The 14,748-nt window shown below is 37.0% G+C and carries 10 protein-coding genes; 3 read left to right on the top strand and 7 right to left on the bottom strand.

Going from position 1 to position 14,748, the window contains the following annotated elements; all coding sequences use genetic code 11:
* Window positions 1-23: 23 nt before the first annotated feature.
* The 3 genes from E1140_RS06940 to E1140_RS06930 all read left to right on the top strand — a co-directional run bounded on the left by E1140_RS06940 (window position 24) and on the right by E1140_RS06930 (window position 2,169).
* Window positions 24-1,070 carry a sensor histidine kinase gene (locus tag E1140_RS06940; protein WP_155180793.1) on the top strand — a complete coding sequence of 349 codons (1,047 nt, stop codon included), beginning with the start codon at window positions 24-26 and terminating at the stop codon, window positions 1,068-1,070.
* Window positions 1,067-1,780 (top strand): LytR/AlgR family response regulator transcription factor, encoded by a 714-nt coding sequence (locus E1140_RS06935; protein WP_155180791.1) that lies wholly within the window; start codon window positions 1,067-1,069, stop codon window positions 1,778-1,780. The genes E1140_RS06940 and E1140_RS06935 overlap by 4 nt, the downstream gene beginning before the upstream one ends.
* 137 nt (window positions 1,781-1,917) lie before the next feature.
* On the top strand, window positions 1,918-2,169 hold the full coding sequence (locus E1140_RS06930; protein WP_155180789.1) for a hypothetical protein: 252 nt from the start codon (window positions 1,918-1,920) through the stop codon (window positions 2,167-2,169).
* A 166-nt stretch (window positions 2,170-2,335) separates the two neighbouring features.
* Here the strand turns inward: E1140_RS06930 and E1140_RS06925 are convergent, their stop codons facing one another.
* The 7 genes from E1140_RS06925 to E1140_RS06895 all read right to left on the bottom strand — a co-directional run bounded on the left by E1140_RS06925 (window position 2,336) and on the right by E1140_RS06895 (window position 14,726).
* Window positions 2,336-6,943 (bottom strand): T9SS type A sorting domain-containing protein, encoded by a 4,608-nt coding sequence (locus tag E1140_RS06925; protein WP_155180787.1) that lies wholly within the window; start codon window positions 6,941-6,943, stop codon window positions 2,336-2,338.
* A gap of 9 nt (window positions 6,944-6,952) precedes the next feature.
* Window positions 6,953-10,297 (bottom strand): transcription-repair coupling factor, encoded by a 3,345-nt coding sequence (gene mfd, locus E1140_RS06920; RefSeq protein ID WP_155180785.1) that lies wholly within the window; start codon window positions 10,295-10,297, stop codon window positions 6,953-6,955.
* Window positions 10,298-10,498: 201 nt separating this feature from the next.
* Window positions 10,499-11,053 (bottom strand): DinB family protein, encoded by a 555-nt coding sequence (locus E1140_RS06915; RefSeq protein WP_155180783.1) that lies wholly within the window; start codon window positions 11,051-11,053, stop codon window positions 10,499-10,501.
* A gap of 77 nt (window positions 11,054-11,130) precedes the next feature.
* Complete coding sequence (locus tag E1140_RS06910; protein WP_155180781.1) at window positions 11,131-11,682, bottom strand: DinB family protein; 552 nt, start codon at window positions 11,680-11,682, stop codon at window positions 11,131-11,133.
* A 63-nt stretch (window positions 11,683-11,745) separates the two neighbouring features.
* Window positions 11,746-12,351, bottom strand: coding sequence for a Crp/Fnr family transcriptional regulator (locus E1140_RS06905; protein WP_155180779.1), 606 nt, complete (start codon window positions 12,349-12,351; stop codon window positions 11,746-11,748).
* Between the two features lie 189 nt (window positions 12,352-12,540).
* Window positions 12,541-13,737, bottom strand: a complete 1,197-nt coding sequence (locus E1140_RS06900; protein ID WP_155180777.1) for a THUMP-like domain-containing protein — start codon at window positions 13,735-13,737, stop codon at window positions 12,541-12,543.
* Window positions 13,734-14,726, bottom strand: coding sequence for an aspartate-semialdehyde dehydrogenase (locus E1140_RS06895; protein WP_155180775.1), 993 nt, complete (start codon window positions 14,724-14,726; stop codon window positions 13,734-13,736). The genes E1140_RS06900 and E1140_RS06895 overlap by 4 nt, the downstream gene beginning before the upstream one ends.
* Between the last annotated feature and the right edge of the window lie 22 nt (window positions 14,727-14,748).

The following is a 14,748-nucleotide window of genomic DNA, read 5'->3' as shown; positions in this document are numbered from 1 at the left end:
CGTAATTGGTGTCAAATACTAATATGAAGCAAGAAGAAATAAATAGTACCAAGCTATATTGGACACTCCAGGTTGCCGGCTGGTCTATATTTTATTTTTTCTATGCATTTATAGCTTATTACTTTAGTGATTTTCAATGGCAAGTATTGGTTGGCTACTTAAATACGGCCGTTTTTGGCTTTTTACTTTCTCATCTTTATCGCAATTACATAAAGCAAAATCATTGGGAAAGTCAGGGGCTTTTTAAACTAGCTATTCGCCTTTTGGTTGGCTCTTTTGTTATTGCTGTTGTTTGGACTGCTATTGTGGTGCCTATTAATAAATTGTTTTTACCTCCTTCCGAAGAAGACCAGCAAACACTAATAGTGGCAGTTATTGTTGTTTCTAATTTGACCATAGTAATGCTCGGCTGGTCGCTGATGTATTTCCTGTTTAAGTTTTTTATGAATTTTAAACACAGTGAGGTTGAAAAATGGAAACTTGAGGCTGCAGTTAAGGATGCGCAACTTTTAGCATTGAAATCTCAGATTAATCCACACTTTATTTTTAACAGTCTTAATAATATCCGGTCTTTGGTTATTGAAAACCCGGAAAAGGCCAGAGATATGATTACCCATGTTTCTGATTTACTGCGTTATTCGGTGCAATTTAATAACAAAGAAAAGGTGAGGTTGGAGCAGGAGCTTGAGGTGGTTCAAAATTATCTTAATCTTGAGTCTATACAATTTGAGGACAGACTTCAGTATAAATTGGAGATTAAGCCAGAAACACTGGACAGACAAATTCCTCCCATGGCTGTACAACTTTTGGTAGAAAATGCCATCAAACATGGAATATCTAACCTACCAAAGGGTGGAATTATAAACGTAAAATCATATTTGGATGATGATGCGCTTGTTGTTGAAGTGATAAATACTGGGCAAATAAACAATATTTCAAAAGGAACAGGAATAGGACTAAAAAATGCGTCTGATAGGTTAAAACTGATTTTTGGTAAACTTTCAGACCTTGAAATAAAGAACCTTAATGAAGAGATGGTTCAAGCAAAATTTAAAATACCATTAGTATGAAAGCATTGGTGATCGATGATTCGCGATTGGCGAGAAATGAATTGAAGAGATTATTAAAAGAATTTGAAACTATTGAGGTAATTGGTGAGGCAGCTGATGCTATTGAAGCCAAGGACATGATCGAGGAAAAGAAGCCTGATTTGATATTCCTTGATATTCAGATGCCTGGAAAAAATGGCTTCGAACTGCTCGAAGACCTCGAGGAAGTTCCGGAAGTAATTTTCACTACCGCTTATGATGAATATGCGATAAAGGCCTTTGACTACAATGCATTGGATTATCTTCAAAAGCCAATTCAGAAGGATAGGCTTTTGGGCGCCATTAATAAGGTATCTGAAAAGAAAGAAAAGATAAGTGCAAGGTCTGAAGATAGAATGACTGAGAATCATCAGGTATTTGTAAAGGATGGTGATAAGTGCTGGTTCGTTCAGTTATCAGAAGTCAGATTATTTGAGGTGGATGGCAATTATACTAAGCTGTATTTTGAAGAGAATAAGCCGATGATACCCAGAACATTGAATTATCTCGAAACCCGTCTTGACCCGCAGACATTTTTCAGAGCGAACAGGCAACAAATCATAAACCTAAAATGGGTAGAAAGAATAGAACCCTGGTTTAGTGGAAGTATTAAAATCTATATGAAAGGCGGTCATGATGTTGATGTTTCAAGGCGTCAAACGCAGCGCTTTAAAGAGCTGATGAGCTTCTAATCTCTCCCAATATGGGAATAATCCGTCCCAATATGGACTAGATTCATGCATTTTAACGGCAAATATGGTCATTTAACCCCTATTTAGGCCTTGGCATAGAATTTATACCATCATAGCTGAAGCAAAATAATTCAGTTATGATATCCATTAGCGACTTTCAGATTTTACCGTTCGACAAGAAGTGTGATTTTATCACCGTCTTTGCAGATTACATTGTGTACAGAACAGAACAAGATAGTAAATACTATTTGTACTATATGAAGGACTACTTTGTTGAAGTATGCTACTCTCCTTCAAAAGGAAAAGTGCTAGGCATCCATGCCTTTAAGAACATTGATCTTGCTGACACCTATATTGATCAAATAGATATTTCAGACCTTTACCTCTGATTTAACTGGTAGAATCAATTCTAAAATATTCTTTGCTTCATTGATTGATTCTACATCCTGAATGGTCAGGATTAAAGTTTTGCCCTTGAATAGACTCTAAACTTTATTATCTATAAACTCATTAAAAAAAGCTGGTCAAATCGATCAGCTTTTTTAATGAGTTATACTATTTTTTAATGAATTTTCCTTGGAGGATGTTGCCTTTCTCATCCTCTACAGTATAAATGTATAGTCCGCTGTTAATGTGCGACAAATCAAGCTTGAGTATACGTACTGATCGATAATGCATCTTAAAAACAGATAATCCATTTATGTCCATAATATTGATGGATTTAATTTTGTAACCAGTCTTTTTGATTATTAAATCATTTGTAACGGGATTAGGGTACATTGATAAACCATGTAATATATTACTGTCTTCCGTAGAAAGAATTGTACTTATATTAACGGTCAATATTTGTGAGGCTATATTGTTTTCTGGCTGCTGGTCATTGGCACTAATTGTAAAAGATTGTTCTCCATTAAATTCTAAAAAGTTTGAGAATGTAATTGAACCAGTTTGACTATTGAATGAAATATCGGCAAACTCAACCGTTGTTGGAGTGATAGAATAAACTACTTCCTGAAAACCTTCATCATCTGGTACTTCGTCCGGTATTACATCCACGTTTATATTATTAACAAAATTTTCGCGAGTAATATCAACAGCGCTTGTGCTTAAAGTAAATGTAGGAGGATTGTTAACGGTGGATACATTCACTGTTAGTGTTTGCGTTGATAGATTACTTGATGGCTGACTGTCATCCGCTGTAATGATAAACTCTTGAGCCCCTCTAAAAGAGCCAATATTGGTAATGGTCACCTGCCCCGTCTGAGAATCAATTGATACATCAGCAAAATCCACTGTTTTAGGTGAAATACTGTAGGTGACTGTTTGAAACAATTCATTACTTGGTACCTCTTCGGGAGTAGCTACCGCAATAAAAGCCTCACCTCTTTCTTCTTGAGTAATATTGATAACACTTGGATCTACTGAAAATATTGGAGGAGTATTTATAGTAGATAGATTTAAGGTGAAGCTTTGGCTCGCTGTATTATTTTCTGGCTGTTGATCGTTGGCAGTAATCGTAAAAATTAGTTCAGTTTCAACTGAAGTGAAATTAGATAAAGTGAATAAACCTGTAGTTGTCTCAAATGCTATGTCTGCAAAATCAACCGAGGGAGGTGATAGACTATATATAACATGTTGATCTAACTCATCTTCAGGAACAAGTCCTTGGACAATAGAAATTTCAACAGGAGAATTTCTAAGTTCTTGAGTAACGAAATGCTCTTTTTCGGAGAGCGTAAAATCTGGTGCATCATTAACTGGATTAATCTCTTGAACAAATGATTTTTCAATACTTGCACCACCAGGTGCTGTAACCATTACGGTAATTAAAGCCGTTCCATTGATATTAGCATCAGGAGTAATATTTACAACAGCCGTTCCGTCAAAATTGTCACTAATTGATAGTCCATTAAAATAAGAAGGTGAGTCAGTTGTTACACTTAGTAATAAGTTGTCTGTAGACCCATTTCCATCTGAAATTCCAGTTAAAACTACTTCTCCCTGAGAATCTTCATCAATAGGTTGGACATTGACTATATCATTTATATAAGGCGTATATCCATAATTGACAGAGCCATGCAATATACCAATCTCGTTAGTAAAACTTTTGTTAACATCACTGGATACAAGCACGAGCTGATAAATTGTTCCGCTTTCTAAATATTGATAAATTTCTTCTTCAAGAGTTACATCAGCTATTCTATTTTCAGCAAAATCATTTGGGTTAAAGCTGTTCTTATATAGTGACAAAGTACCACCAGTCAGGTTAGAATCAGTATTTTTAATAAGGGCATAACCATCCTCTTCTACTGAAAAAGCTTCAATATGATATTCAGTGAATTTATCAATGATACCATCATAATAGAATGTCTGGTTTGAAATAACTTGAAGGTTGATTTCTCTTGTATCAATGCCATTATCGTCCACTCCACCATCGTCAGAGACACTTAGAGTAACCTCTGTAGTGCCAACAACACCTTCAGGAGTTTCAATTTTGATGCTTCCTAAAAAGCTTCCAGATGTAAAAAATGCATTGATAAAACTAGAAAAAGCAGGATTAAAAATATTAACAGAAGCGCTTACAACGGTATGGTCTGCATCTTCAACTTGGAAGAGCAATACTTTACCACTAGAACCACTATTAACTGTTACAATGCCTGGGTTAAATGGGTCACCTGTATTAGAATCAGTTACAACTGGAGGTGTATTGCCTGATACATCCACTTTAAAAGTACGTATTAGTTCATCAATTCCTCCATTGGCAGTGCCCCCATTATCCATTATTGTAACAGTGATAGTAGCTTGACCATAGGCATCACCCTGAATTGTTAAAATTCCATTAGGTTCTCCGTTAACGTAATTAATAATTGGGTTAGGCACTAATGACACATTGTTGGAAACTGCTGTTATCGTAATATCCTGAGTATTATTAAAGCCGTCAGTGATGCCTTCAATAATAACATCTCTATTCTCTCCAAGGGTCAACACCTGATCGTCAATGTCATTTAGGGTTGGAGCTTGGTTCCCAATTATATTAACATTAAAACTGCTAGAATATGTATTAACTCCGCCAAATTGATCACCACCATTGTCGGTTATAGTTAAAGTGATTGAGGCATCGCCAATTGCATTTAACTCTGGAGTAAAACTTAACGTTCCAACACCATCTGGCGAAGAATATGTAATACTTGGGTTCGGAATTAAAGCCAGATTATTAGAAGTTGCAGTAATGGTAAGTTCTTGATATTCATCAAACTCCCCAGCACTAATACCGGACAAATTAACATCTATTACTCCAGGGTTGATATCCAAATTTAAATCTGCAACCCGGTCTATCAAAGGTCTTCTATTTGGTATTACTTTTACTACGAACTTTTCTTCTCTTGTATTTTCTCCATTATTGGCAGTCCCTTGATCGTCCATGACCGTAACTGTAATTATAGTTTCGCCAATTACGTCAGTAACTGGAGTTAAACCTAGTACGCCAAATGAATTTGGACTAGTATAATCAACAGTTATTCCTTCAGGTGCAATAACAGCAGAATTGCTTGATGTTGCTGTCAGAGCAATTACATCTCCGTTCGTAATGACACCTCCTGATATTTGATTCAAGTCTATTTCTCTTAAAGGCTCATTAATACCCATGGTAATGTTAGATATGGGTGATATTTGTGGTTGATAATTGCCTCTTACAATTACGTTGAAAGTTATTGCTTGTTGGTCAATACCACCGCCAGAAACTCCTGCATTATCACTAACAGTAACAGTAATTATTGCCTCTCCAGATTGACCTGCAATAGGAGTTAATTCAAGTGATCCAAAATTATCAGGAGAGGTATAATTTATAATAGGGTTTGCAATAAGTGCTGTATTATTCGAAGTTGCTTCAATGGTCAAGTCCTGACTAACAATATCTTCTCCAATTGAAATACCAAATAAATCTATTGTTTCTGTGTTACCATCTACGAACAATTCAATATCAAAGACCTCATCAATAGTAGGAGATACGTTTGAGTTAATCTGAACTGGAATTTGAATTTCTGTTTGATTGTCCCCATTATTATTGGTTGTTCCATTGTCCGAAACTATAACCGTAATGAACAATTCACCCGCAACATTTTGTAGAGGTGATAGACTAATTTGTCCGGTATTTCCAGGGCTTAAGTAAGCCACACCAATATTTATATCTGGAATTAGTGATTGATTTGATGAAGTTGCTGTAACCGTCATATCTTGAGACTCACCTTGACCAGCCGTAATTCCTGAAAGGTCAAAAATTAAATTCTGATTAATTTCTAAAACTAGGGGATCAACGTTGTTAATTGTTGGTGGGAAATTATCAGCTATTGAAACCATAAACTCCATTGTAATTAGATCTGTACTTCCATTCGCTGTGCCACCATCATCCATTACTGTTACAGTAATTATGGTATTGCCATAGGCATTCAACTCGGGTGTAAAAGTAATTGAAGCAAAATCATCAGGAGAAGTGTAACTAACAACAGGGTCAACAATTACAGTAGAATTACTTGATTGTGCTTGAACAGTTAACTCTTGATCTGATTCCAAGATTCCGGGTGAGATGCCGGTAAGACCAACCACAATCTCACCTGGATTTACACCCAAATAATAATTTTCCACTTGATCAATGGTTGGAGGGGTGTTATCCGCTGTACTAAACTTTTGAATAGTTAGGTATCCACGTCCACAGCAGGCGTCTGTTGCATCCACCGAAAAAGCAAAAGTATCTCCCGCGGTAACTTCAACGGCTAACTCACCCTCTTGCGGAGAACCTGCTCCTGGATCAGTTAATTCATAAAACTGACCATTAATTTTATATCCAGCCTTATCATACTCAGGCCCATCATCTGTATCGTAAAGCCAGGCAAACTTGATTGTTCCAGTTGTGTTAATTTGAATACTATAGTCGGTGGTAGCCGCAGAAACCTCATCGTTACTTCCAGTAATTGTAAGCCTCGAAGGCATATTTGTCAAATCGATACTTCCGTCTGTACTCTCACCCAATGGTCCCTGAGAGATAAAATCCCAGTTTTCTTGATCATAATCTCCAACAAATTGACCATGAGATGTATTTGAACAAAAGAAAAGACACAAAAACACTATTGCATTAATGCTTATATCGACTAATTGGAGTTTTCTCATTTTGTAAATTTAAAACATATTCAATAATTCTTTCGCTTCCTTAATACTTGCAACCTCATCAATGGTAAGTATTAACCTGTTTTTATAATCTTTTAATTTACATCTTTTCGGTTGAGATTGTACAAATCTTAAAACCTCACCAAAAACCTCGGACTTAAAATATGTTTCGTTATCTGATGAAGCAAAGTACCCTTTCAATTTACCAGACTTAATCGTCAGTTTTTCAAACCCAAGTTTTTCAGCCATCCACCTGAGGCGAACTGTTTCGGCTAATTCTTCTACCGAATCAGGCACTGGTCCAAATCGATCTGTTAATGATTGAACAAAACCTGTTAGCTCCTCTTCTGCCTTCAATCCATCGAGCTGGGAGTATAGGCTTAATCTTTCCGAAATATTAGCAACATAGGTCTCTGGAATAATTAGCTCTAAATCCGTTTCTATGTTGCATTCCTCAACCAGTACTTTTGTTGTTTGAGACAATTCCTTGACAAAAAGATCTTTGAACTCTGTCTCTTTTAACTCCTGAACGGCCTCATCAAGTATTTTGTGATACATTTCAAATCCAAGATCAGTAATAAATCCACTTTGCTCAGAGCCCAATAAATTGCCTGCACCTCTGATATCCAGATCTCGCATCGCCACTTTGAAGCCGTCACCAAGATCTGAAAATTCTTCCAATGTGCTCAATCTTTTACGAGAATCGGAGGATAGTCCAATGGTTGGAGGAGTAAGCAAATAACAGAATGCCTTTTTATTACTTCTACCCACACGACCACGCATTTGGTGTAGGTCAGAAAGCCCAAATGTATGAGCCTGATTGATTATAATAGTGTTGGCATTAGGAATGTCCAGGCCAGACTCAATAATGTTTGTTGAAACGAGCACATCAAATTCTCCTTCAATAAATTTCATCATAGCTTTTTCAAGCTTAGGGCCGTCCATTTGACCATGTGCAATTCCAATCCTCGCATCAGGAACAAGCCTTAAAATAATGTTTCCTACTTCTTCAATATCTCCTACTCTATTATGGACAAAAAAAACTTGTCCGCCCCTTCTCAATTCAAAGCTTATGGCATCACGGACCACCTCTTCATTGAACGTGTGGATTTCTGTAGTTACAGGCTGGCGGTTGGGCGGTGGAGTTGAAATAATGCTTAAATCGCGCGCACCCATGAGGGAAAAATGCAAAGTTCTAGGAATTGGGGTGGCCGTTAATGTTAAGGCATCAACATTTACACGCATTTCTTTCAGCTTCTCCTTGACCTTTACACCAAACTTTTGCTCTTCATCAATAATCATCAGCCCAAGATCCTTGAATTCAACATCTTTGCTAACTATTCGATGAGTACCTATGAGTATATCAGTTTTTCCTTCTTTTACTCTTTTTAGTGTCTCTTTGATTTCTTGTGAGGTTCTGAACCTGTTGATATATTCTACTTTAGCAGGAAAATCCGCAAGTCGCTCACTAAATGTGCGATAATGCTGCATGGCCAAAATAGTAGTTGGCACTAGTACTGCTACTTGCTTACTATCATTTACTGCTTTAAAAGCTGCACGAATAGCTACTTCAGTTTTACCAAAACCCACATCACCACAAACCAACCTGTCCATTGGATGAGCCATTTCCATATCTTCTTTTACATCAGATGTGGCTTTACCCTGATCAGGAGTGTCTTCATAAATAAATGATGATTCCAACTCTGTCTGCATGAAACTATCCTTCGTAAAAGCAAAACCAGGAGCTTGTTTCCTTTTGGCATAAAGACTTATCAGGTCTTTTGCTATATCAATAACCTGCTTTTTGGCCTTTTTCTTTTTGTTTTCCCACTCAGGGGAACCGAGCTTGCTTATAGATGGCGGAGCCCCTTCCTTGCCTGAGTACTTCGAGATTTTATGGAGCGAATGGATACTGACATATAAAAGATCATCATCACGATAGATTAATCGGATGGCCTCCTGAAGTTTGCCATTAATTTCCTGCTTTTCCATACCGGCAAACTTTCCAATACCGTAATCAATATGCGTTACAAAATCTCCGGGCTGTAAAGTTTTAAGTTCTTTAAGGGTTAAGGCCTTTGATTTAGAATGTTTGTCCTTGGTTTTGTAGCGGTGAAACCTTTCAAAGATTTGATGATCTGTATAACAGGCAATATTTAGAATGTTGTCAACAAACCCAGCACGCAAACTCACATTAAAACTTTGGAACTTGACAAGGTGATCGATCTCTTCAAAAATATTGTGCAGTCGCTCTAGCTGACGCTGAGAATCAGAGGCAATAAGCGTGGTTATGCTATGCTCTTGATTTTCCCCAACATTTTTAACCAGCAACTCAAAATTCTTGTTGAATGATGGCTGCGGTTGAGATTCGAAATTAAAAGTGGTAGCATCTTTAAAGGCAAATCGGTTACCAAACTCAATGTTTACCAACTCTTTTATCTGCTTTTTGAAGGACTTTGACGTTTCAAAAAGATCCTCAGGGTTGAGGACTACTTTTGTATTGCCACTTTCCTTTAAAATTTCGCCAAAGCTGCCTGATGCTTTATCAAAGTAGTTGTTAATAATGTCATTAGTTTGCTGAAAATCTTTGTACCAAACTTTAGTGTTGTTTGGCAGGAAGTCTAAAAACCCTTGCCTTTCCTCAAGTATCAACCTTGTTTGAATGTTTGGTATCAGATTGATTTCCTTAATCTGATCTACAGAAAGCTGAGAGTTAGGATCAAAGGTTCTGATACTTTCTATCTCATTTCCAAATAGCTCAATACGATATGGCAAGTCATGTGCATAGGAAAACACATCTACAATTCCACCTCTTACTGCAAACTGACCAGCCTCATAAACAAAATCGGTTTTTTCAAAGTCATAAGTGCTCAGTAGGTCGCTTAAAAACTCAACATCAATTTGCTCGCCTACTTTGGCTGAGAAAGTGTTTTTTAGTAGTGACTTTTTGTTGATAACTTTTTCAGTAAGAGCCTCTGGGTAAGTCACTATTATTTCTCCACTTGATGCTTTGTGGTTAACACGATTTAAAATTTCCGCACGCATCAGCACATTGGCATTTTCTGTTTCTTCAAATTCATACGGCCTTTTGTATGAAGTAGGGAAAAACAACACCTCTTTGCCTGGCATTAGGTTTTGTAGATCATAATGAAAATAGGCCGCTTCTTCTTTATCGTGCAGTACTATCAAGTGATTTTGATGGTTAGCCTGATAAACTGCAGCTACTACAACTGCATCTAAACTTCCTGAAATTCCTTTTAATTGGACATAGCTCTCCTCGTTCGCTTTAGTTTTCTCAGCGACTGTTTGAATAATGCTATCAGCTTTGTAGAGCTTTAAAAGGTCTTTTGCTTCCATTATTTAAATATGGAGTCCATATAAACAATTATTGAGCATTTGTAATGGCCACCTTATAATTGGGTGCCAAACTTCAAAACTGAGTAATTGTCAATTACAGTTTATGCAATGGGCTGCAAAGGTAGAAAAATGACCTAAAGAATTGAGATTGGGGGAAAATAAAACCGCCCTTGTTTGTTGTCAAGGGCGGTCTGATTGCTTTTAGAATTTATAGGTTGGAGGATCTATTCCGTTCATTCTGATATACAGATTGGCTTTTGCTCTATGATTTGTCACATGGTCATGCGCAAAAATGATAGACTGCTGTCTGGTGATTTTATAATCTGGCCCCAATGGCATTTCAACAGATAAATCTTCCACCTTTAGTTCTTTGATTGATGCCGTGTACATATCAAAACCATCTTCGATTAATTTTCTGATATCAGCTTTTGACATCGTATTTGGATCTGGTTCTGCATATTCTACTTTTTCACCTTTAATCATAGCTTGTGAAAAGTACTTCAAGGTATAACCGATGTGCACCATTTGAGAACCAAACGTTTTACTAACATCAGTGGGTTTGTAAGAGAACTTGTCTTCGGGCATGGCGTCAAGTACTTCAAGTGTATGCATTTTTGAGGTTCCCCACATCTGCATTACAGAATTTACAAATTCTGTGCTTTCGGCTTTCTCAAGCTCTGGAGAATTAAAAGCTGAAAATAAGGCAAGACCACATACTAATGTGGCTGCCAGGGCTAGGCTTAGGTAATTTTTCATCGATTTAAAGGGTTGGTTTTTCCTAGTTTACGAATATTTTAACTCAAAACGAACAACTATTTTTGAAAAGAAAAATTTCATTCTACAGCTTTGAGCACATTATTTGCCTGCCATATATGTCTTTCATTATGAGCAATAACAAAACTTAATGCTTCGGCTACATTTAATTTTACTAATGGGCCAAGTGCTGTTTTTACCCTGATACGATTTAGATCATGTGACTTATGACTCTTTATAAAACCTGAAAGCCAAGTGGAATAACTGAGGAAATTTTCGATTACCTGCTTGCCCAAATGGCTTGCCGGTGTGAGCTTTTTAAAGGTTTTCATTTTGTAGGCTATTTTATCATTTTTTGGACGCATGCCTTCGGCAAAGAATTTGCCTTTTATTCCAAAATTTACCAGACCGCCCGATGGTTTGAAATTATTTATCATTTTAAATTGATCAAGATAAATAAGCATTGAGAGGTTCATATGCTCAAGGCATTCTAATACACTCCAGCTCTTGGCGTCCACTTTTTGGTTTAAAGTTTCTTCAGAGTAGTCTTCAAGATTTTTGGCAAATTCAAGTTGTCTTGAAATTTCATCCTCCAGCGATGAAAGAAATTCTTGTTGGGATATTTTAGCCATGTTTATAAATTTTTACAAAAGTATATGTAGGCTATTTAACACGACTTGATCTACATCAAGAAATCAACGGACCTTGGCTCTTAATCGACTAAAAGTCTCTGGGGTCATGCCCAGATAAGAGGCTAGATGCTTTTGTGGTACCAATTGCAATATATGTGGACTTTGAGTTAACAACCTTTTATATTTCTCTTCAGCGGTAAATGATCTTGATTCCAATTGCCTTTTGGCCATATCAATTAAAATCTTAGCATTGAATTGTCGCCCAAAACGCTCAATGCATTTCAGCTCATCAAACATATACATCAAGTTTTTATAGCTGATTCTCAACAAAGAGCAGTCGGTAATAGCTTGGATATAAAACTCCGTAGGTTCCTGAGAAAGAAATGAGGCATACTCACCAGAGAAGTCATTGTTATACGTAAATCCTGCATTGATCTCTTCACCATCTTTTGCTGCATATAATCTTAAAACCCCATCATAAACAAAGTAAAACCAGTTTTCTACCTGGCCAGCTTTGGTCATGTATTGGTTTTTCCTGAATGTGCATGGCTCCCAATAAGAAGAAAAGCTTGACCACTCTTCTGCTGTTAAGCTGGAGTATTTTTCCACCTGTTCTTTTAGGGAGTTATAAATTTTATCTTCCAATATTGATGCAATCTGTTTTAGCATTGTAATTTAGTAAAATGCAGTTATTTGCAGACATAAGTTTGGCAGCGACTTTTTTAAGTTTATTCTTTTTATTGATAGGCTTATTCAAACCCTGGATTATGCTTTGGTGGGAAGACCGCCAGAATCGTAAGAAGGTTATTAAGGTCTATGGCTTTGCCGCCATCCTTTTTTATGTGATTTATCAGATTCTCAAAGAGCTTTATTCGCTTTAGTACATATTATCATAATAGGCTTATTGTCTAAATTAGTACAAGCAAAAATATATTTATCCCCTCCGTCTTTTAGCTTAGTTTTTTTGCGGATTTGAGCCACATCGTCTTTAAAATTTCTGGTAGCAATATTTGCCTTACCTTCTGGAATTAGTTTTGCGACAAGCTTTTTATCATAATTGATGACGGTTTCAATTTTGAAAACCCGACCAGGAAAATTCTCCTGCAGCTTTTCACTTGTGTACAAATGCGTGTGTTGATGAAGCTTTCCTACATTAAATTGTTCTGAAACCAACTGAAAAGCACCAGCCTTCATTATAGAGGCATTGGGCTCATAAAGATAGTTTTGAGGTGAGGTGTAATGGGCAATACTTTTAGTAAGGTCACTTTGTGAAAATTTGAAAACTTCCTCGTTTGAAGTGGTCAAATTAATGGTTGTAAACTCAACATTTTCTGAACCTCGAGTATCAGCAAAGTACAAAACCTCTTTGCAGTCGTTGCCAACAGAAACGATATGCACCGCTGATATATTTGACAAAGACTTTAGGCTCAAATCAATATCTAACATTGGTGATGCTTTTATCATCACCTTGTCAGCAATGTTTAGAAGCTTTGGCAAAAGCTCTTCTATGTTTGGCTCACAATCTGAAAATTGAAAAACACGGTTTTGATTTTTGTCCCGCCTAGCTGGATCTATATAAATGAAATCTACTGAACCTTCAAAGCCTTCAATAAAACGCTCAGCTGTGGTGTTCTGAGTAGTAAGGTTATCCACACCCAAAATTCCAAAATTGTTTTCGGTTAATGAATGAAGGTTTTCGTTTTGCTCAATATAGCTTCCTTTGTCAAACCGTTTTGAGAATGCCCAGGTATCTACACCGGCACCCCCTGTTAAATCAATGAATGATTGGCCACTAACTAAATTTGACTTGTAAATGGCAGTCAGTTCAGAAGAGCACTGCTCCATGGAGATTTTAGGAGGGTAAATTATTGAGTAGGTGTTATACCAACTCGGCAGCTTTGTTTTCGCCACTTTTCTTGCGGCTATCTGTGCTGCCAATTCTTTAATAGGGATGTCCTTGAATTCTTTATTTTTTAGAGAAAGCGCAAATGGGTCTGCATTTTCATTTTCCAAAATAAAGTTTTGGACATCCTTATCAAGAAGTTTTTCTATCAATATACAAGGTTATTACTTGTCATAAACTGAGCGATCTGCACTGCGTTGGTAGCAGCACCTTTTCTCAGGTTGTCAGCAACAATCCACATGTTCAAAGTATTAGGTTGAGATTCATCTCTTCTCAATCTACCAACAAAAACCTCATCCTTGCCGTGGGCATTAAGTGGCATTGGATAAACGTTGTTTTCAATGTCATCTTCAACCACAATTCCTTCGGCATTTTCTAGTTTCTGCTTTACCTCATCAATATCAAAATCATGGTAAAACTCAACGTTTACTGATTCTGAGTGGCCTCCCATTACAGGAAGTCTTACCGCTGTAGCGGTAATTGCAATATCATCATCCTGAAGAATTTTTCGGGTCTCGTTAACCATCTTCATTTCTTCTTTAGTGTAGCCATTATCCATAAACACATCAATGTGTGGTAACACATTCATATCTATTTTATGTGGATAAACTTTATCACCTTCTGCGCCATTGCGCTCGTTCATCAATTGATCAACGGCAGCTTTTCCCGTACCTGTCACAGACTGGTAAGTAGAAATAACAAGCCTTTTTATTTTATAAGCCTTGTGAAGTGGTGCTAACGCCAATACCATCTGGATGGTAGAGCAATTAGGGTTTGCAATTATTCTATCGTCTATTCTTATTACCTCGCCATTAACTTCAGGTACAATTAGTTTATGATCTGGGCTCATCCTCCATGCTGAAGAGTTATCAATTACGATTGTGCCTACTTCCGCAAAACGTGGAGCCCACTCTAATGAAGTAGAACCACCGGCAGAGAAAATGGCAATGTCTGGAGCAGCTTTAACGGCATCTTCTAATCCAATAACAGTGTATTCCTTCGATTTATAAGAAAGCTGTTTACCAACAGAGCGCTCTGAAGCGACCATCAATAGTTCATCAATCTCAAAATTTCTTTCGGCAAGTACTCTTAGTACTTCCTGGCCCACCAGGCCAGTCGCGCCTACAACTGCTAATTTCATTTTAGGTATTTTCTATGTTAAC

Origin of the sequence: Fulvivirga lutimaris (assembly GCF_009711525.1) — a bacterium.
GTDB lineage: Bacteria > Bacteroidota > Bacteroidia > Cytophagales > Cyclobacteriaceae > Fulvivirga > Fulvivirga lutimaris.
This window is presented reverse-complemented; position numbering and strand designations above follow the sequence as displayed.

Excerpts from the sequence above, each read along its gene's own strand:
- E1140_RS06940 (WP_155180793.1), top strand. The coding sequence starts at position 24 with ATGAAGCAAGAAGAAATAAATAGTACCAAGCTATATTGGACACTCCAG.
- E1140_RS06935 (WP_155180791.1), top strand. The coding sequence starts at position 1,067 with ATGAAAGCATTGGTGATCGATGATTCGCGATTGGCGAGAAATGAATTG.
- E1140_RS06930 (WP_155180789.1), top strand. The coding sequence starts at position 1,918 with ATGATATCCATTAGCGACTTTCAGATTTTACCGTTCGACAAGAAGTGT.
- E1140_RS06925 (WP_155180787.1), bottom strand. The coding sequence starts at position 6,943 with ATGAGAAAACTCCAATTAGTCGATATAAGCATTAATGCAATAGTGTTT.
- mfd (WP_155180785.1), bottom strand. The coding sequence starts at position 10,297 with ATGGAAGCAAAAGACCTTTTAAAGCTCTACAAAGCTGATAGCATTATT.
- E1140_RS06915 (WP_155180783.1), bottom strand. The coding sequence starts at position 11,053 with ATGAAAAATTACCTAAGCCTAGCCCTGGCAGCCACATTAGTATGTGGT.
- E1140_RS06910 (WP_155180781.1), bottom strand. The coding sequence starts at position 11,682 with ATGGCTAAAATATCCCAACAAGAATTTCTTTCATCGCTGGAGGATGAA.
- E1140_RS06905 (WP_155180779.1), bottom strand. The coding sequence starts at position 12,351 with ATGCTAAAACAGATTGCATCAATATTGGAAGATAAAATTTATAACTCC.
- E1140_RS06895 (WP_155180775.1), bottom strand. The coding sequence starts at position 14,726 with ATGAAATTAGCAGTTGTAGGCGCGACTGGCCTGGTGGGCCAGGAAGTA.